Here is a 20,805-nt window from a genome sequence, read left to right on the forward strand (position 1 = left end):
CCAAACTTACTATCAGTACCCCTGATAATAGCTTCGGTTTGAATCACACCAATGGAACGATCAATCTGAAAACCTATATTGGTGGAGGATCGGGTTACTTGGGGACCACTACTTCAAATAATCTGAATCTGATAGCAAATAATAGTACAAAAGTGGTAATTACTCCTTCCGGGAATGTAGGAGTAGGGACAGGCATACCGGACAGCTCTGCTTTACTGGACATAAGCTCCAGCAATAAAGGTCTTTTATTACCTAGAGTATCTCTGTCCTCAACATCGGATGCCAGCACTGTTCCCGCACCAGCAAAAGGGCTTCTGGTTTATAACAATAATACAGCCATGTCACCTCAGGGAGAAGGAATTTATTATAACGGAGGAACAAGTTCAGCTCCTGACTGGGGAAAAATAGGACCTGTTTCAAAAATGTACTTTAAATACTACTCCTTTACAAACCCAAATGGAGATTTTGTATCTAATTTTGATACAAAAATACCTACAAATAAATATACGGCTATTGTTGTTGGATTTGATACCAATAATCATAGCTCCACCAGTGCCGGCTTTAAAGGTAATGGTTCCACCAGTTTTGATTTTCAGGTGCCGGACATCTATACCTTTTCGCAGAACGGAACCTGGAGAATATATGCTGATGTTCCTAATGCAACTACTTCATCAGGAAGTACATTTGTATGGGGAATCAGATTGCTGATCATTTCCAACGAACAAATGACTACTTTGAGTGATGATGGTTATAATCTTGGAGGCAGCAGTACCGGAGCAGCGACAGCTTCACCTGTTCCATAGTAGTAAAGAATAAGATAAATCAGTCTACCGGAATATATCCCAAACAATAAATCCTCTTCAATAAGTATTTTGAAGAGGATTTATTATTATCAAAAAAAATTAAATATGAATTCTAACAACACAATTTTTTAAGATTTAAATAGAAAGGTATAACAGATTAATTATTTCACATAAAAAGGATAAAAAAACACTGGAATAATGTATATATGATGTATATGCAACATGCGCATGATGTATGATTGCTGTATGCGTAAAATATACTACAATCTGGAATAGCGTTAGTTTTGCTTTAATAAATCTAAATCAGGAAAATAATAACAAATTCATATATATTCAGTTTCAGATAATATGTTCAGCCTTTTTCAATATAATTTCTGGCCTTAGTTATTTTCTTAAGCTTAAGAAATTTCAATCATATGATTATGTACAATGAAATCAATTACACAAAAAATTCATTTTACAAATATCAAATACTACAAATTAAAACTATTAGCCTATTCTCAATATCAAATAAAAAACATAAGGATGCTCTGCAGTTATTACAGAGCCTTTGATATATAAAAGAAGATCTTAGTTTGATTTAAATTCAAATACCATACATTATGAAAAAAAATTTATTACTAGCAGGCTTTCTTACCACCTTTTCGCTTGTGGCAAAGTCACAAGTGGGGATTAATACACCTAATCCTCAGGGAGTATTCAATGTTGATGGGCTAAAAAATAATCCAGCAACAGGAGTACCTACTGCCGCTCAGGCTAAGGATGATCTGGTAATGATGTCTAATGGTAACATGGGACTGGGTCTTACCACTGCTGGTACCACATTGGATGTAAATGGAGCCATTACCACACGTGAAACCGCTTTAGCTGTTGCAGGTAATGCGGTTTCTGTTCCTGCTAATGTGAGTTTGGTACGGCTTACCGGAGTTGCTACAGCCAATGTGGCCATTTCAGCATTTGCTGCCCCTAATCCCGGTCAGCGGCTTATTGTCTATAATGCTACTACAGGTGGATTTGGGGCTACGCTGGATGGCGTTACCATTCCTAATGGCAAAGCCCTGGAGTTTGTTTTCAGTAATTCATTCTGGAGGCCTACAGATGGTGGCTCAGTTGGAGCTTCTCCTACTAATATCTATACCGCAGACGGTACTCTTGGGGGAAACAGAGTGGTTAGTACCGTAGGAAATTCACTGGCTTTTACAAATGGAACCAATAATGTGACTATTGGAACGACTGGGACTGAAGGCATTGTAACAGCAAAAGGTTCTTCAAGGGGATCATTTCTTGCTAATGGAGGTGCGGCAAATTTATCGGTGTATGCAAATGATAATGGAAAAGCAATAGTCAGTGCTTATGGAAATAGTACCAGTTTGGATATGGGATCCAGCACAGCAATTCCTGTTAATGTTTTTACCAATAACACCCAAAGAATGACCGTTGATTCCGGGGGAAATGTGGGTGTAGGAACATCGACTCCACAGGAGAAACTTCATATAAATGGTACTGTTCAGATTACCAACGAATTAAATGTAGGAGGCACAGCCTCCACTGCGGGAAATCCTGGTACTGCAGGCCAGGTTCTTAAATCCAATGGTCCTGGAGTTGCCCCTTCATGGCAGACTCTGGCCGGTGTTCCAAACGCCACAGGAACTATAATCGCTGTAAACGGCCAGTTTATAGTAGCTCAGGAAATATCTGTACAAATGACGGTTGATTATTCGATAGTTGGTAATGGTGTTGCTACAGCTATAGGAAGTTTGACCAATGAAATTATAGACAACGAGAATCTATATACCGGTACAGCTACTTCCAATTCTTTTAAAGTATCAAATGACGGGGTCTATCTGATTACAATGAATGTACAATTGTCAGTAAATTCTACCGGGGGATCAAGCCCGGTAATTGGCATATGGGACAATGGAACCAATAGTTGGGTTGCCAGAGTTAATGATTATAATGCAACGCCAAATCAACTGCAGACTTATACCTTGATTACTTCTATTCCAATGTTCGCGTCAACTACTTACTCATTCAGAGCAGCGAATACACAGGATATAAGTTTGAAGGCTTTTAGTTCAGGATCTACAGGTTCAGGGCCTGTTACACAGGTTTCTGTGAAACGGTTAAGGTAAAAATTACAAAACAGATTCACAGATGGTGAGAACATTTGAGAACGAATTCAAATCTTACAATTCTCAGAAAAACATCTTGTAAAAAAAAACAGGCCGGAAAGCAACTCAAATTGCTGTTCTGCCTGTTTATAACTGGTATAGCATCTTCATTTCCTCATTAAAGAAAGAGCATTCTGTCCGTTATAAATACTTTGATTATAGACAATAAGGATACGCTGTATTTCAATTTTTAAAAAAAGAATAAGCTATTATTATCTTAAGGTATAATACCAGACAAAGTATTTTTAATTTTACTTATTTGTTGTTTCATACTATCAATACTTCTTCCCTTTAACACTGATTATATTAATAAATTACTAGGCTTGAGTATTACTAATTATAATCTTGGAGGCAGCAGTACCGAAGCTGCAAAAGCTTCATCAATTCCATAGTAGTAAAGAATAAAATAAATAAGTCTACCGGAATATCCAAACAAAAAATTCTCTTCAAAATACTTATTGAAGAGAATTTTTTATTATCTAAAAAAAAGAAATTGAGTATGAATTCTAACAATACCGCTTTTTAAGATTTAAATATAAAGAGAAAAAAGTTACAATAGATTAATTATTTCACATAAAAAGGATAAAAAAAATAAAAAAAATATAAAAATAACACAAGTTGATGTATATAAGATGTATATATAATGCACACATGATGCATTTTTGCTGTATGTGAAAAATATAATACAATCTGCAATAAACCTTAGTTTTGCCTTATAAAATTTAAAACAGGAAAATAATAACAAATTCATTTACTCAGGTTCATATAATATTTTCAGCCTTTTTCAATATTACTTCTGACCTCAGTAATTTTTCTAAAGCTTAAGAGATTTCATTCATATGGATATGTAACAATGAAATCAATTACACCAAATACTCATTTTTAATTAAAACATTCAATACTACAAATTAAAACTATTACCCTATTAGTCAATATTAAATATAAAACATAAGGATGCTCGAAGTTAATATAGAGCTTTTATAAAAGAAAATCTTAGTCTAATTTAAATTCAAATACCATACATTATGAAAAAAAATTTATTACTAGCAGGATTGCTTACCACTTTTTCATTTGTGGCAAAATCACAGGTGGGAATTAATACAACCAATCCTCAGGGGATATTTAACATTGATGGGTTAAAAAATAACCCGACAACCGGAGTGCCTACTGCCGCTCAGGCTAAGGATGATCTGGTGACGACTTCTGATGGAAATCTGGGACTGGGTCTTACCACTCCCGGTACCACATTGGATGTAAACGGAGCTATTACCAACCGTGAAACCACTTTAGCCGTTGCTGGTAATGCGGTTTCTATTCCTGTTAATGTGAGTTTGGTACGGCTTACCGGAGCTGCTACAGCCAATGTGGCCATTTCAGCATTTGCTGCTCCTAACCCTGGTCAGCGACTTATTGTCTATAACAATACTACTGGTGGATTTGGGGCAACGCTGGATGGAGTAACCGTCCCAAATGGTAAAGCATTGGAGTTTGTATTCAGTAATTCATTCTGGAGATCTACAGATGGAGGCTCCGCTGGAGCCGCTTCGACTAATATTTATTCCGCAAACGGTACTCTTGCGGGAAACAGGACCGTCACTACCGCAGGGAATTCGCTTTCTTTCACCAATGGATCTAATAGCTTTTCCATTGGAACAGCTGGTACTGAAGGTATTGTGAGATCAGTAGGTTCTTCAAGAGGATCGGTTTTAGCCACCGGAGGAGGTAATACTTTATCGATGTATGCGGATGATAATGGAAAAGCAGTGATGATAACATCCGGTAATAGCACAGGGATGGACATAGGCGCAGCCACAGCAGATCCTGTAAATATTCTTACCAATAATACGCAAAGAATTGTTGTAACCGGCTCCGGAAATATAGGGGTAAACACTGCTACTCCTGATGTTTCTGCTTTGCTGCAACTCAATGCGAGTAACAAAGGATTTATGTTACCCAGAGTATTTTTAACATCAATAACAGATGCCACTACTGTTGCTACCCCAGCGAACGGACTTTTGGTTTATAATTACAATGCTGCAACGGCACCCTATGGAACGGGAATCTATTATAATACAGGAACAAGTGCAGCTCCAAAATGGAGTAAACTAGCTCCTCAAACAACTGATTATCAACTTTTAGATGTTTTTACAGATACTGCAACAGTCCCGGTAGATCAGGCTTCAGTAGGCACAGGTAATATTATAGATAATTTAGATCTTGGCTTATCTGTTTCTGTTACAATTCCAGCCAATAGCACAGTTAAAGTTGTGATAGATTATAATGTTCCAATGGGTACTTCAGTTGCGGGTACAGGTAATCAACGTGGTTACTATGGAATACGATTTCTAAGAAATGGGTCAGAAGCGCCAGAAGGATCAAGAAAATTTACAATTCCCGAAGGATCAAGTGGTTCTGAAATGGTTTCTCTCTCTGGAAAATTTACCGAAACCTATACCAATCCCAATGCTTTCTCTCAAACAGCAACCTATACTTTAAACGGATATGTTGAAGGTACAAATTTTCCAGTTAGGTTTAATATGTGGTCAGCCTCAGGAGCTAACTTTAACTGGGGTAAAGCTACAATGACTGCTACAGTTTTTGCTAAAGACAATTAATATAAAAGATCAATAATTACATTTAAAAATAACCCCTGAAGCGTACTTCAGGGGTTATTTTTATTTTATAGATTCAGTCAATATAGTATTCAGCTTTATTGACTAATCCCTTTAATTAATACCTGAGATTATTGATTAACAAAGGTTTTCTTATTGATAGCTCTTTAATAAGTTCAGGATGACAGCTCAAATACCAGCCGAAATTTTTAAGCTTTGTCAGGATGAGCCTGTCGAAGCTATTATGACTAAAAGGATAGGCAATAAGTTTATATAAGAAGTCATTGGGTTTTATTTTTTGGGGATAAGCTAATATCATATCCCCCTTCAAAAGGGTAAAAAGTAAATACAGTATGATTTAAAACAGATATCATTTCATTAATTATCTACAAGAGACTTAAGGAATTGATATAGGTCTACATCTGATCCGAGGTTGAGTTTTTTTCTCAATCTGCTCTTTTTTATTTGTACGGATCTGTGCTGCATAAAAGTAAACTCAGCAATGTCTTTAGAAGAAAATCCTAACCAGATTAAAGCACAGAATGCAAGATTATCTTTAGTTAAATCAGGATTGATTACCAAAAGTTTTTGAGAAACATTCGGATAAACTTCATGAAACTTTTCCAAAAAACTAATATCATTATTTTTAGCCAATTGAATTAAATCTTCATGCACTCCTGAAATTCTTCTCTCCAATACTTTAGTTTCATCTTCTTTTCTGGAAATTATTTCTTTACTTTCTAATATCACCTTCTTTTTTTTATTATTCTGATAATATAAATAAACCAGTAATACTAAAATCAAAGAAACTACAAGGGTGCTATAAATGAATATCGTTTTTTTGAAAGATTTATTTTCTTCTGTTTTTTCTCTTTCTATTGTTTTTATAGACAGCTCTACTCCTTTTGTATGCGAGTTTTCCAAACTGTCTTTTAATTTTATATAATACTCCAGATATTCTTTTTCCTTTTCTAAATTTCCGGCATTTTTATAGCATGATATTAAAAGCTTATATATATTTTTAGTATGATCAACAGTTTTTAATTTTTTATTGTACTGAAGAGCCTGATTTAAATATACAATTGCCTTTTCATAGTTTTTTTCCTTAAAAAAATATTGTGCATAGTAGTAATAAAATACAGATATCTGATAGCTGTTGGGTTCATGTTTCTTTGTACTTATTATATGCATTCCCTGATCCAGATAAATTTTAGCTGAATTTTGATTGGGTTGATATTCGATATAATGATTCGCAATTTGAGAGGTTGTGCTTAAGCTTTCATATAATAAAGATGATTGCTTTAAATAATAGAGCGCTGAATCCAGATCTTTTTTCTCATAAAGATGGTTTGCCCGTAAAGTATAAACATAAGATAAAAATTTTTCCTTTCTATCTTTATCCTCAATTTTATTTCCATAATACCCTGCTTTCGAATTATACCTCAGACCTGTATCGTACAGTTTCATGATATAATAAGCCTGCGAATATTCCTGATAGAGCTTAGCAATTGTAAAAAAATCAATCTCACTTTCGTTTTTATGTAATATGCTCTCTGCTATATTTAGATTTTTTATACTTTCTTCTGCATTTCCTAAATTCCAGCTTTGATTTGCAATATTAATATGAGCCCAAATTATTCCTCTCGCATAATTTTCTTTTTTCATTTTTTCTAACATCTCCTTATTCCAAAGAATAATTTTTTCTCTCGGGATATTATTTTTGCCCATTTCTTTAGGTTTATTCAAGAGAATCGAATCATACTCTCTATATTTTAGATTTTGAGAAAATAACAAAACAGATGAGAAAAAGAACCCAACAACAGTTAAATGTTGAAATATATATTTAAAGTATTTCATTGAATGCTAAAATAAAAATTTTTTATAAAAAACCACCAAATCAATTAAATATGAAACAAATTTAGTGTATAAGAATATTTTTATCAACCATATTGATTTAAATTTACGTATTTTCAATCTTATTCTGAATATTATTTTATTAGATTCATTGAAGTTGAGAAATCTGTGAACCGGATAAGGAGTAGAATTTGTAACAAAAAATGAAAAGTCTGTGTATAAAAAACCGCTTTAAACGAATGTTTAAAGCGGTTTTTATTATTTTTTTATTATTGGTAATCAATAATTATTTTACTTCTTCGAAGTCTGCATCCTGTACATCTTCAGCTCCAGCGTTTCCACCAGGGTTCTGAGCGCCTGCACCTGCATCAGCACCTGGCTGTTGACCAGCTGCATATAATTCTTCAGAAGCTGCCATCCATGCTGCGTCTAATGCTTCAGTTTTAGCTTTTACATCATCAGCATTTTTAGCTTCGAAAGCTGTTTTTAATTCTGTATGAGCTGCTTCAATAGCTGCTTTTTTGTCAGCAGAAAGCTTTTCACCGAATTCTTTCAATTGTTTTTCAGTCTGGAAGATCAATCCGTCAGCTTTGTTGAATATTTCAACTTCTTCTTTTCTCTTAGCATCTGCAGCAGAGTTTTCCTGAGCTTCTTTCTTCATTCTTTCGATTTCTTCGTCAGAAAGACCTGAAGAAGCCTGGATTTTAATAGACTGCTCCTTGCCAGTTCCTTTATCTTTAGCAGATACACTTAGGATACCGTTAGCATCAATATCGAAAGTTACTTCAATTTGAGGAACTCCTCTTGGAGCCGGTGGAATATCCTGAAGATCGAATCTACCGATTTCCTTATTATCGTTGAACATTGGTCTTTCCCCTTGTCCTACTCTGATGCTTACAGCCGGCTGGTTGTCAGAAGCTGTAGAGAATACTTCAGATTTTTTAGTTGGGATCGTAGTGTTCGCTTCAATTAATTTTGTGAATACGGAACCCATAGTTTCAATACCTAAAGAAAGCGGAGTAACGTCAAGTAGTAACACGTCTTTTACGTCACCTGTTAATACACCTCCCTGGATTGCTGCACCAATTGCTACAACCTCATCCGGGTTAACACCTTTAGATGGTTTTTTACCGAAGAATTTTTCTACTTCTTCCTGGATAATCGGGATTCTTGTAGAACCACCTACCAGAATTACTTCGTCGATATCAGAAGTGGATAAACCAGCATCTTTTAATGCTTTAGCAACAGGCTCCATAGATCTTCTTACAAGATCTGCAGATAATTGCTCGAATTTAGCTTTTGTTAAAGTCTTCACTAAGTGTTTAGGACCTGTAGCTGTAGCGGTGATATAAGGTAGGTTGATCTCAGTCTGAGGAGAAGAAGATAACTCAATTTTTGCTTTTTCAGCTGCTTCTTTTAATCTTTGAAGAGCAATGGCATCAGCTTTTAAATCTACCCCTTCTTCAGCTTTGAATTCATCAGCCATCCAGTTGATGATCACATCATCAAAGTCATCACCTCCTAAGTGTGTATCACCGTTTGTAGATAATACTTCGAATACACCGTCTCCTAAATCAAGGATTGAGATATCGAAAGTACCACCTCCAAGGTCATATACTGCAATTTTCTGATCTTTATGGTTTTTATCAAGACCGTACGCTAATGCTGCTGCTGTAGGCTCGTTGATAATTCTTTCCACTTTAAGACCTGCAATTTCACCCGCTTCTTTCGTAGCCTGTCTCTGTGCATCGTTGAAGTAGGCAGGAACAGTAATTACTGCTCTTGTTACTTCCTGTCCAAGATAATCTTCAGCAGTTTTCTTCATTTTCTGAAGAGTCATTGCAGAAATTTCCTGTGGAGTATATTCTCTATCGTCGATTTTTACTTTTACAGTATCGTTTGGCCCGGCAACTACTTTATAAGGTACTCTTGTGATTTCAGAAGCATCATCTTTAAAGTGTGTTCCGATAAATCTTTTGATAGAGTAAACCGTTTTTGTTGGATTCGTTACAGCCTGTCTTTTTGCAGGATCACCTACTTTTCTTTCTCCGTCTTCCGTAAAAGCTACGATAGAAGGAGTAGTTCTTTTACCTTCTGCGTTAGGAATTACAACAGGGTCTTTACCCTCCATTACAGCAACACAAGAGTTGGTTGTTCCTAAGTCAATTCCAATTATTTTACTCATAATATTTTATATTTTTTCTATTTTTAATTTTATTTACACTCTCAATTTCTCAATATCTGTACCATTTGAAAAATTATGACAAAATGACACAATAAAAATAAAAACCCTGATAAAATGGGGTTTCGTATGATTCAATATGGAAATTTTTTCCTGCAAAAATTTATCAGAATGCCACCAATAGGACTTATAGTGCTTTTAACTGTTATTTTGAGATTTTTTCTTATAGTTTTCTATATAAAAACCATAAACTGTTATGGCTCATCAGATATATTCTATCATTTTCTCCATAAAAAGAAGATCTTATCAATATCAATCGTACAAAAACACACAGATTATCAATGTGATTACCATCAATCTCATCGGTTAATTCACCAATCTTCAAAAATTAATCAAAGTTTAACCTAAGAAATAGAGGAAGAATCTTTGCGAATTATTATTTTTGATAAAACATACACATTTAGAATGTCAATACACTTTAATCCCCGAGATATTACATGGCTTGCCTTTAATGAAAGAGTTTTGCAGGAAGCCATGGATGAAAAAGTTCCCTTACATTTAAGAATACGTTTCCTTGGAATTTTCTCCAACAATTTAGATGAATTTTTCAGAGTGCGTGTTGCCGGATTAAAGCGTGCCATGGATTTCAAGGAAAAAGTAATTGCTGAATCGTTCTATCAGCCGCCCAGCAAAATCCTTCAGCGAATCAATGAAGTTGTAATGAGACAACAGCTGAATTTCGATAAAACATGGAAAAAGATCCAGACCGAAATGGCTGATCATAAAGTTTCCATTAAAAATTCCAAAAATCTGACTGCAAAACAAAAAGAATTTGTCAGAGAATATTTCGATGAAGTAGTAGAAGCCAATGTGATTCCGATTCTTCTTCACGAAAATACGCCTATGCCCTATCTGAGAGACAAAAGTCTTTATCTGGGAGTAGCCATGAGAAAAAAAGACTGGCAGTATTCCAGTAATTATGCAATTATTGAAATTCCTTCCCGTTTTGTAGGAAGATTCGTATTGCTGCCAACGGAAGATCCTGAAGAAAGAAATGTAATGCTGTTGGAAGATGTGATTACTTTCAATCTGCCCCATATATTCTCTTATTTCGGATATGATGAATTTGCGGCCAATGCATTTAAAGTAACAAAAGATGCCGAGCTGGATCTGGATAATGATATCAGAACCAACTTCGCAGAAAAAATAGAAAAAGGACTTAAAAACAGAAGAAAAGGGAAACCTACCCGTTTTGTTTTTGATAAAGATATGGATAAAGCCCTTTTGGAGCTCCTTATCAGAAAACTGAACCTGACTAAAAAAGACAGTATCATTCCCGGAGGAAAAATTCACAATTTCAAACATTTCATGGATTTCCCCGATGTTTTTGAAAAGTATGAAAGACCTGTGGAAAGAACTTCTTTTACCCATCAGGCTTTTGAACATGGAGAAAGAGTGACAGATGTTATTTTAAAAGAAGATGTACTTCTTACTTTCCCTTACCACAAGTACAATCCGGTGATTGATCTTCTTCGTGAAGCGGCGATGGATCCGGATGTAAAATCAATACAAATTACAGCGTATCGTCTGGCAAGCAGCTCAAAAATCATTAATGCTCTGATCTACGCTGCCAGAAATGGTAAAGAAGTAACGGTAATGCTGGAACTTCAGGCAAGATTTGATGAAGAATCCAATCTGAAATGGAAAGATATGCTGGAACCTGAAGGGATTACCGTTCTTGTTGGCATTCCTAATAAAAAAGTACACGCTAAACTTTGTGTCATCAAAAAGAGAGCACACAATAAAACCATACAGTACGGTTTTGTAAGTACCGGGAATTTCAACGAAAAAACAGCCAGAATATATGGTGATCATCTGCTGCTGACTGCTGACCGCGGCATCATGGCGGATATCAATAAAGTCTTCAATGTATTGAAAAAACCGAAAGATGACTTTATTCCTATTTTGAAAACTTGTAAAAATTTATTAGTTTGCCCTCAGTTTATGCGTGAAAAGATTGTTCACCATATTGATAAAGAAATTGAAGAAGCCAAAGCAGGCCGAAGAGCAGAAATCATCGTTAAAGTAAATTCAATGAGTGACCGTGCTCTGATTGAAAAAATATATGAAGCTGCTAAGGCCGGGGTGGTAACCAGAATGATTGTAAGAGGTATCTATTGTGCCGTAAACCAAAAGGAATTCAAAGAAAAAATAAAAGCCATCAGTATTGTAGACGAATACCTGGAACATGCCAGAGTAATGTATTTTTACAATAAAGGGTCCGAAGATATGTACATTTCTTCAGCAGACTGGATGACAAGAAACCTTGATTACAGAATTGAAGCAGCCGCTAAAATTACTGACAAAAACCTTAAGAAGGAATTAAAAGAGATTCTGGACATACAGCTTAAGGATAACGTAAAAGCAAGGATTTTAGACAAAAAACTGAGCAATGAATACGTAAGAAATGATAAACACGAATGCCGATCACAAATAGAAACCTATAAATATTTAAAAGCTAAAACAAGCAAAAAATGAAGATAGCAGCGATAGACATAGGGAGTAATGCAGCCCGCCTTCTTATCAATGAAGTAAAGATCAATAACAGAAAGCCTGAGTTCATCAAGCTAAACCTTCTCAGAATTCCCCTGAGACTGGGAATGGATGTTTTCACCATAGGAAAGATAGGTCCGGAAAGAGAAAAAATGGTCATTGATTCCATGAAAATCTTCAGTGACCTGATGAAAATATATAAAGTAGAACACTACAGAGCCTGTGCTACCAGTGCTATGCGTGATGCTGCCAATGGTAATGAAATTATCAATCTGGTAAAAGATACCTCGGGAATCAATATCGAAATTATTTCTGGTGATGAAGAAGCCACTTTGATCTACGAAAATCACGTTGCAGAAGGTCTTGATAAAGAATTTGCCTATCTATATATTGACGTTGGTGGAGGTTCTACAGAGCTTACCTTCTATGAAAATGGTAAAATGGTCTATGAAAAATCTTTCAATATCGGAACGATCCGCCTTCTCAACAATCTTGTTACAATGGACAACTGGAAAGAAATGAAGGATGAAATCAAGAAAAATATTGTCAGTAAAAAACCAATTGTTGCCATCGGATCAGGAGGAAACATCAACAAAGTATTCTCTATGAGTAAAACCAAAGACGGAAAACCTATGTCTTTGTCTCACCTGAAAAAGGTTTACAAAGAATTCAATGAACTTTCCGTAGAAGAAAGAATGACCAACTACAATCTTAGAGAAGACCGTGCAGACGTACTGGTGCACGCACTGGGAATTTTCAACAATGTGATGTCATGGTCTGATATTAACAGAATTTTTGTTCCTAAAATCTCTGTAGCAGACGGACTGATTCATAATATTTACAGTCAGCTGCAGCATAAAACATAATCATAAGCAATACTATTAAAGCCAGCCTAAAATTTATTGAAGGGATTTTTTTATTATATAAATTAATGTATTGATTATAATTCTTTATAAGAATATTCAATATTGGTCCATAAAACCTGATCTCCTGTTTTGATCATTTCAGAAGGAGTGGTAAAAATATTTCCAAAAATATTTTCGTATTGAGTTGTCCCAAAATGAGCGCTTTTAGTAATGAATAGTGCGTCATGGTCATTTCGGGGTACTTTTTTAACGTATCTGTATGTTCTTTTTAAAGTGAACAAGGAGGTGTTTTTATTGAAATCACCAATATAAGATGGTTTATTATTGTTATTTTCTTTGATTAATACGGAGTCATTTACGATGGTAAAACTATAGGTGAAATCTGTAGTTGAGGTTTCTGATAATAATTTTATCGTTTTGTTTTTAAGATCAAGGGTTATTTTTTCCCAGGCAGGTTCCTGGTACATACTCCAGTAATTGTTGAGATAAGATTCGTCCGGTGTAGATTTTTCTCCGTTTGATCCTTTGTACAGCACTGTATTTTTTACAGTATAGCTTTTAAATTGAAATGAGTAAACTTCTTTATCAACAGGTCTCGGATCATCAATTATATTATCGTTGTTTTCGCACGATATCAATGACAATGCCATCATCAGGGCATAAAAAGAGTATTTCATGGTATATTTTTATAAAAAGAGGTTTCACGCCTACTAGTGAAACGGAATAGAGTGAAAATTATAATTTAGCAAAAGTAAAAAATAAAAAGGTGAAAAGGTAAATAAACACTTACCTTTTCGCCCTTTAGCTTAATTTATTTTCCAAAATACATCTGATCCTGCTTCTGCTGTTCATTATAAATGATCTGGAAGCTGACAGGCATATATTGGTAAAGAAGTTTCCAATGTTGAATTTTTGCATGTTTTTTGAAGCTTTCGAAAGATCTTACAAACAGGTTTTCAATCATGGTTCTTACATAAGAATTCCCGTTTCTGTAGATCCAGTCCATCAGTTTGATGTGATGGGCAATGATATTGATCTTTGATTCCTGCAGCAGGTGCTTCAGATAATTCACGGTAGCCTGCATGATTCCGGCGAAATTGTCCTGTACAGACAACTGGGTGATCTCATGGCGAAGTGGCGGATAGAAAAATTTTAAGTATTCAACAGCTATTTTTTGATTAATAGTTTGCATTTGTACTTTCATCATAATTAAGAATTTTTCAAACACTTTATATTGCAGCTAAATGTATACCAAAATTTAAAGACAGGCTGCAAAAATAAATACTCCTACGATCACGGCGATGTGAGTAAGCAATATCTCTGTATTGTGCCTGTTAGTAGTGGTTTTCCAGGTTTTCCAATCTGAAATTCGTCTTATTTTGTTTTTCATAATCTATTGATTGTGAGTTATTTTGGTTTTTGTTTAATTTAAACGCTTTGTAATGAAACGGATGAACAATGTAACAAAACCTTTATATGCCGTGGCTGTAAATTTGTCTTGAATACACCTTCTGAAGGTTGTCAGAAATATGACTAAAAATCACTTTTCTGTATTCTTCACTGCAGAAAGCGGTACAATTGTCCAGAGAATAGATAAAAGTGGTCTCAATAGCATTTTTTAATATCGTATCTCCGTCCGTGTATATTTTGTCCATTTTCTGTAAACTTCTGAACAGCAGATTTCTGTCATTCTGGCGGATCATATTTTTAATACGTTCCGTGAAAGTCCGTATGATGCTGTATGAGTTTTGAATTTTAATTTCTTTTATTTCCCTTTCAAAGTCGGGAACCACATCGGTGATTTCCTTTACGGCTTGTAAATAGTTCATCGTATTATATGTTAATGGTGATAGTATTCGAGTATTTTGATGAAGGCACCAAAAATAAAAATGGTTAAAAAAGCGAAAAAGAGCATATGATAAGGTTTCAGCCATTTTGGAGTTGCCGGGCCTCTGCTTTTTAATCTTCTGAGCTTGTCGATTCTGTTTAAAGTTTTTAAGTCCATTTTTCTATGTTTTCAAATCATGATGCCAATGGTATTCCGTTAGAAATATATCTTGTTTAAATTATTGATATTTAAATCATTATGATTTTGTTGCTGAGTTTTTAAAACAAAAAAGCATGTCAAAATGATAAGGGTCTTATCAATTTGGAAATGAAAGACAGAAACTTATGCTATCTGCCATCACAAATGAACGACGGAGAATTCCTTTCCCTCAAAGATCAAATAATTTGGTTTTTTGTCATTCTGACGAAGAAAGAATCTTATTGAAATTCAATTTTATGAAATTCTTCACTACATTTCATTTCATTCAGAATGGCAGAGGGTGGTAACAATAATGCAGTACAAAATGACATTTTTTAGTTTTCGCAGTAAGGATAAGAATGAATATCTTTGCAGTCCAAATATTCAGAAAAATGTTTTCAAAAATAATAGTACACAGAGTCGGAAATAAGATCAACGGAGATTCGCTGACACTTTCCCAGGAGGAATTGAAGCTGGAAGAAGGAATGGCAGAAATGCTTGAAGACTACTTTTTAGGTTCTTTTAAATCGGAAGAAACTTTTCATTTTTACAGTGATACTTATCTGGTGAATAATCCGGTTTACAGCGCGGTATCTGAGATTTTTGATGATAAATCCAAGTTTATCTGGGAATCTGAGAATATTGCCAAACACCTTTTTGAAGCGGCAGAAAATCCAAGAGTTCAGAGTGGAGAACTTTTTATTGTTCTTTTTGAAGATGAAAGTGACCGTCCTGACAGGGTTGATAAAATCGGGATCTTTAAAACAGAGAAGAGAGAATCTTTCCTGAAAATAAATCCTGCAGAAGAAACATTTGATATTGAAAAAGACCAGGGAATCGGGTTATCTAAAATTGATAAAGCGGCTTTGATCTACAACAACAATAAAGAAACAGGATATGTACTTTCCGTAGTAGACAACAACAAAAACGGAGATATGTATTACTGGTTCGAAGATTTCCTGAAAGTAAAGCAGCGTGATGATGAATATTTCCACACGCAGGAAGCTCTGATGGTGTATAAAGATTATATCACAAAACAGCTTCCCCAGGAATTTGAAGTTTCCAAAGCAGATCAGGCAGATTTCCTGAATAAGTCTATCAATTTTTTCAAGGAAAAAGAAGAGTTTAAGCTGGATGAATTTGCCAATGAGGTATTGGGAGATGAGCATGTGATTGAAAGTTTCGTGAACTTTAAAACAGACTATGAGCAGGATATGCAGGTGAATATAGCGGAGGAATTCCCGATTAGCGAAGCAGCGGTAAAAAAGACGCAGAGACACTTTAAAAGTATCATTAAACTAGATAAAAACTTTCACATCTACATCCACGGAGACAGACAAAAAATCGAAATGGGTGAAGATGACAAAGGAAAATATTACAGACTTTATTTCGAAAAAGAGGTATAAAAAGAAATTTACGTTCCATAATAATATCATAACTTTATTACTATGTTGTAACCAGGAATAAAGTTATGATCATTTCATGGAAGCATAACATATGTTAGTCTATGTCATATGAAAACAAAAATTGTCGATTTAACGAAACCTATTCAGTACAATGCTGGAGACCCATGGTTCATGCGGGTGAAGATCAAACACAAAGCACACCGGAAATCACATTGGCTCATTCGTCTGGCGTTGAGGCTTCCGTCAAGGCTTTTTCCTAAAAACTGGACAGGCTGGGCAGATGACACCATCAAAAATATGGGACTTCATGCTACAACACATATTGATGCTCCCTGGCATTATGGCCCTGTAGTGGAAGGAAAGCCTGCTAAAACGATAGACCAGATTCCGCTGGAGTGGTGCTATGGAGACGGAATTGTGATCGACTGTACACATAAAGAAGATTTTGTAGCCATCACCGTAGATGATCTGAAAAAAGATCTCGACAAAAATGGAATCATCATACAGGAAGGAAATATCGTACTGATCAGAACTGATCGTGATAAAATGATGGGCACTCCTGATTTTGTAGAAAAAGGAACAGGAATGAGCAAAGAAGCTACAGAATGGCTGATTGATCAGGGCGTAAAAGTAATGGGAATTGACCAGTGGGGCTGGGATCTTCCTCTAAAATATATGGCTCAGAAAGCTAAAGAACTTAATGATCCGGAATTCTTCTGGGAAGGCCATCGTGTAGGCATTGAAAAAGAATATTTACACATCGAACAGCTTACGAACCTAAGTGCATTACCTCCATCCGGATTTAAAATCTGTGTTTTTCCATTGAAGATTGTTGGTGGTTCTGCTGCTCCGGCGAGAGTAGTCGCGATGATGGATGCATAGAAAGAATTTTTTCACCTCTAAAAAATAAAAAAGGCGGATTTGAAATTAATCAAATCCGCCTTTTTGTCTGTTACTATTGTGTTTCCAGCTTAATTTTTCTTCCTTAAAAATAAGGCTCTGTTATACTCAAAATTCATTCTGGCAATATTCAGTACAGAAATTCCTTGTGGACATTCCACTTCGCAGGCTTCCGTATTGGAACAGTGCCCGAATAATTCCGTATCCATTTGGGCAACCATATCCAGCACTCTCTTGCTTCGTTCTTCTTTTCCTTGGGGAAGGAGTGCCATATGGGTGATCTTTGCAGAGGTAAATAAAGCAGCACTTCCGTTTTTACAGGTGGCAACACATGCTCCACACCCGATACACGCAGCAGAATCAAAAGCTTCCTCAGCCGTCTGGTGAGTTACCGGAATGGAAGTAGCATCAGATGCCTGACCTGTATTCACCGATACAAAACCTCCTGAAGATATAATTCTGTCAAAAGCAGAACGGTCTACTTTTAAATCTTTTTTCACCGGAAAAGCTTCAGAACGGAAAGGCTCTATCAGAATGGTTTCCCCATCCTTAAAAGACCGTAAATGAAGCTGGCAGGTGGTGGTATTTTTCAAAGGACCATGGGCTATACCGTTAATCATCATCCCACATTGTCCGCAGATTCCTTCACGGCAGTCGTGGTCAAACTCTACAGGCTCATCTCCTTCAATGATCAGTTTTTCATTTAAGGTATCCAGCATTTCTAAGAAAGACATATGAGAATTCAATCCTTTCAGGTCATAACCTACCAGTTTTCCTTCACTTTTTTTGTCTTTCTGTCTCCATATCTTAAGATGTAAATCCATAATTTTCTGTTTTTTATTTGTAACTTCTTACCGTTGGCTGAATCTCTTCAAAGATCAGAGGTTCCTTAATCAGTTCAGGTTCTCCATGTTCACCTTTCCATGCCCAGGCAGAAATAAATTGATATTCCGCATCATTTCTCATGGCTTCTCCGTCCGGAGTCTGGAATTCTTCTCTGAAGTGAGCACCACAGGATTCGTTACGGGTTAATGCATCATAGCACATCAGTTCTCCTATTTCGAAATAATCGGCTACACGGCCTGCTTTTTCCAGCTCGGTATTCATTTGATCTCCCTGTCCGGAAACTCTTACGTCTTTGTAGAATTCCTGTTTCAGTTTTCGGATTTCCTGAATGGCGTATTTCAGGCCTTCTTCATTTCTGGCCAGTCCGCAATAGTCATACAGGAGTTTTCCTAATGTTTTGTGGAAGTAATCAACAGTTTTAGTTCCTTTGATATTGATAAAATCATTGATCTGGTTTTTAACTGCTTTTTCAGCCTGTTCAAATTCAGGAGTATCCGGTGAAATTTTCCCGGTGTGAATTTCATCAGCCAGATAATTGGCAATGGTGTAAGGAGCAATGAAATATCCGTCTACAGAAGCTTGGAGAAGGGAATTCGCTCCCAGTCTGTTGGCTCCGTGGTCGGCAAAATTAGCCTCGCCTAAAGCAAACAATCCCGGTACGGTAGTCATCAGTTCATAATCTACCCAAAGTCCGCCCATGGAGAAGTGGGCAGAAGGGGAGATCATCATGGGTTCTTTATACGCATCATATCCTGTTATTTTAAGATACATATCGAATAAGTTTCCATATTTTTCCTTGATCTTATCTTTTCCCTGTTCCTGAATTGCTTTTGAAAAATCAAGGTATACTGCATTTTTCAAAGGTCCGATACCGAAGCCGGCATCGATTCTTTCCTTGGCTGCACGGGACGAGATATCCCTTGGAGCAAGATTTCCGAAAGCCGGATATCTTCTTTCAAGATAATAATCCCTTTCATTTTCAGGAATATCATTGGGAGGTCTGTTTTCTCCTTCTTTTAACGGAACCCAGATTCGGCCGTCATTACGTAATGATTCAGACATTAAGGTGAGTTTAGACTGATAATCTCCGGATTGAGGAAGGGAAGTAGGGTGCACCTGAATCCAGCTTGGAGAAGCCATTAAAGCTCCTTTTTTATGGGCTCTCCATATGGCAGAGCCGTTACATCCCATGGCAAGGGTAGACAGGTAGTAGATTTTTCCGTAGCCACCAGTTGCCAATATGACAGCATGTGCTGCATGTCTTTCAATATCTCCTGTGTCTAAATTCCTTACGATAATTCCTCTGGCTTTACCGTCAACAGTGACCAGATCCAGCATTTCATGTCTTGAAAACAATTGTACAGAACCTTTTCCAACCTGTCTCATTAAAGCCTGATAAGCACCCAGAAGAAGCTGTTGTCCCGTTTGTCCTCTCGCATAAAAAGTACGGCTTACCTGAACTCCTCCGAAGGAACGGTTGTTCAGATATCCGCCATATTCCCGGCCGAAAGGTACACCTTGTGCAACAGCCTGGTCGATGAGGTTCAAAGAACATTCTGCCATTCTGTATACATTGGCTTCACGGGCTCTGAAGTCTCCTCCTTTTAAAGTGTCTACAAACATTCTGTACACACTGTCGCCATCGTTTTTATAGTTTTTGGCAGCATTTACACCTCCCTGTGCTGCCACGGAGTGCGCTCTTCTCGGGCTGTCCTGAAAACAGAATGATTTCACATTATAGCCCATTTCTCCCAGAGAAGCTGCAATTGAGCTTCCCGCCAGTCCTGTTCCAACAACAATAACATCCAGCTTTTTACGGTTGGCAGGGTTAACGAGTCTTGCTTTCTTTTTATAATTTTCCCATTTATGTTCCAATGGGCCTTTTGGTATTTTTGAATCTAAAATCATGACCGTTCTGTTTATTGGTAAGTAAAGTATACATAGATGGGCATCAACGCAAAACCTACACAGATAATGATTGAATAAGCAATTCCGATAGTTTTGAACCATTGTACAAACTTAGGATGATATAATCCCAGAGTTCGTACAGCACTGTGTATTCCATGAATCAGGTGATAGCATAAAGCGATCATTGATAAAACATAAATGATAACGTACCACCATTCTTTAAAGACATTCACTACCAGGATGTAGAGATCTTTATTTCCGTTCTCATCCAAAGGAGGATTTCCGAATTTGTAGATATACCAGAAGTTCTGGAAATGGATCACCAGGAAAATCAGAATTAATGTTCCGAGGATTCCCATATTTCGGGAAGCCCATTTGCTGGCTCTTCCGCGTCTGTCAGACTGATAACCGCCACCGGATTTTTTATTTTTTAAAGTAATAATTAGTCCGTCTACAGCATGCAGAATAATACTGGTATACAAAACGTAAGAAACTATTTTGATGACTATATTTCCTGATAAAAAATGCGAATACGCATTAAACTGCAGGTGCGCCTGCTCTTGCGGAAGGAAAAGCTGAAGATTTCCAAGGAAATGAATCAACAGGAAGAATCCCAAAAAGAGTCCGGTAAGGCACATCAGCATTTTTCTTGACAGTGTTGATAACATATTTTTGATT

At 36.2% G+C, this 20,805-nt stretch carries 17 protein-coding genes; 7 read left to right on the forward strand and 10 right to left on the reverse strand.

Annotated features, from left to right (window positions below; genetic code table 11):
• The 3 genes from EK417_RS21120 to EK417_RS13695 form a co-directional block, all read left to right on the forward strand.
• The coding region (locus EK417_RS21120; RefSeq protein ID WP_498365954.1) for a phage tail-like protein at positions 1–803 on the forward strand (803 nt) is incomplete at its 5' end.
• Between the two features lie 602 nt (positions 804–1,405).
• Positions 1,406–2,935, forward strand: coding sequence for a hypothetical protein (locus EK417_RS13690; RefSeq protein ID WP_136522473.1), 1,530 nt, complete (start codon positions 1,406–1,408; stop codon positions 2,933–2,935).
• Between the two features lie 1,064 nt (positions 2,936–3,999).
• Complete coding sequence (locus EK417_RS13695; RefSeq protein ID WP_136522474.1) at positions 4,000–5,589, forward strand: phage tail-like protein; 1,590 nt, start codon at positions 4,000–4,002, stop codon at positions 5,587–5,589.
• 375 nt (positions 5,590–5,964) lie between these two features.
• On the opposite strand, the gene EK417_RS13700 is transcribed toward EK417_RS13695, so the two are convergent.
• On the reverse strand, positions 5,965–7,251 hold the full coding sequence (locus tag EK417_RS13700) for a helix-turn-helix transcriptional regulator (RefSeq protein ID WP_168801994.1): 1,287 nt from the start codon (positions 7,249–7,251) through the stop codon (positions 5,965–5,967).
• A 475-nt stretch (positions 7,252–7,726) separates the two neighbouring features.
• Complete coding sequence (dnaK, locus tag EK417_RS13705; protein WP_110367173.1) at positions 7,727–9,625, reverse strand: molecular chaperone DnaK; 1,899 nt, start codon at positions 9,623–9,625, stop codon at positions 7,727–7,729.
• Between the two features lie 462 nt (positions 9,626–10,087).
• Between dnaK and ppk1 the strand changes: the two genes are divergently transcribed.
• The gene (gene ppk1, locus EK417_RS13710; RefSeq protein WP_136522476.1) at positions 10,088–12,160 is read left to right on the forward strand and encodes a polyphosphate kinase 1; all 2,073 of its coding nucleotides are present in this window, start codon (positions 10,088–10,090) and stop codon (positions 12,158–12,160) included.
• Positions 12,157–13,041 carry a Ppx/GppA phosphatase family protein gene (locus EK417_RS13715; protein ID WP_110367171.1) on the forward strand — a complete coding sequence of 295 codons (885 nt, stop codon included), beginning with the start codon at positions 12,157–12,159 and terminating at the stop codon, positions 13,039–13,041. The genes ppk1 and EK417_RS13715 overlap by 4 nt, the downstream gene beginning before the upstream one ends.
• Positions 13,042–13,115: 74 nt before the next feature.
• Here the strand turns inward: EK417_RS13715 and EK417_RS13720 are convergent, their stop codons facing one another.
• The 5 genes from EK417_RS13720 to EK417_RS13735 form a co-directional block, all read right to left on the reverse strand.
• The gene (locus EK417_RS13720) at positions 13,116–13,718 is read right to left on the reverse strand and encodes a hypothetical protein (protein WP_136522477.1); all 603 of its coding nucleotides are present in this window, start codon (positions 13,716–13,718) and stop codon (positions 13,116–13,118) included.
• A gap of 134 nt (positions 13,719–13,852) precedes the next feature.
• Entirely contained in the window at positions 13,853–14,248 is a 396-nt protein-coding gene (locus EK417_RS13725; RefSeq protein ID WP_076596531.1) for a DUF7674 family protein, read from the reverse strand.
• 51 nt (positions 14,249–14,299) lie between these two features.
• Positions 14,300–14,431 carry a hypothetical protein gene (locus EK417_RS21570; protein WP_262484568.1) on the reverse strand — a complete coding sequence of 44 codons (132 nt, stop codon included), beginning with the start codon at positions 14,429–14,431 and terminating at the stop codon, positions 14,300–14,302.
• Between the two features lie 82 nt (positions 14,432–14,513).
• A complete protein-coding gene (locus EK417_RS13730; RefSeq protein WP_076596530.1) occupies positions 14,514–14,870 on the reverse strand; it encodes a DUF7674 family protein in 357 nt (118 codons plus the stop codon).
• 11 nt (positions 14,871–14,881) lie between these two features.
• A complete protein-coding gene (locus EK417_RS13735; RefSeq protein WP_228457938.1) occupies positions 14,882–15,046 on the reverse strand; it encodes a hypothetical protein in 165 nt (54 codons plus the stop codon).
• Between the two features lie 413 nt (positions 15,047–15,459).
• On the opposite strand from EK417_RS13735, the gene EK417_RS13740 reads away from it, so the two are divergent.
• Complete coding sequence (locus EK417_RS13740; RefSeq protein WP_062674158.1) at positions 15,460–16,473, forward strand: nucleoid-associated protein; 1,014 nt, start codon at positions 15,460–15,462, stop codon at positions 16,471–16,473.
• Between the two features lie 108 nt (positions 16,474–16,581).
• A complete protein-coding gene (locus EK417_RS13745) occupies positions 16,582–17,355 on the forward strand; it encodes a cyclase family protein (protein ID WP_110366816.1) in 774 nt (257 codons plus the stop codon).
• A gap of 89 nt (positions 17,356–17,444) precedes the next feature.
• Here the strand turns inward: EK417_RS13745 and EK417_RS13750 are convergent, their stop codons facing one another.
• From EK417_RS13750 to EK417_RS13760, 3 genes are read right to left on the reverse strand one after another with little or no spacing between them, the layout of a single operon-like run.
• Complete coding sequence (locus tag EK417_RS13750; protein ID WP_136522478.1) at positions 17,445–18,197, reverse strand: succinate dehydrogenase/fumarate reductase iron-sulfur subunit; 753 nt, start codon at positions 18,195–18,197, stop codon at positions 17,445–17,447.
• Between the two features lie 13 nt (positions 18,198–18,210).
• Positions 18,211–20,127 (reverse strand): fumarate reductase/succinate dehydrogenase flavoprotein subunit, encoded by a 1,917-nt coding sequence (locus EK417_RS13755; protein ID WP_136522479.1) that lies wholly within the window; start codon positions 20,125–20,127, stop codon positions 18,211–18,213.
• A gap of 11 nt (positions 20,128–20,138) precedes the next feature.
• Positions 20,139–20,795, reverse strand: a complete 657-nt coding sequence (locus EK417_RS13760; RefSeq protein ID WP_136522480.1) for a succinate dehydrogenase cytochrome b subunit — start codon at positions 20,793–20,795, stop codon at positions 20,139–20,141.
• Positions 20,796–20,805 lie beyond the last annotated feature (10 nt).

Origin of the sequence: Chryseobacterium candidae (genome assembly GCF_004916905.1) — a bacterium.
Lineage (GTDB): Bacteria > Bacteroidota > Bacteroidia > Flavobacteriales > Weeksellaceae > Chryseobacterium > Chryseobacterium candidae.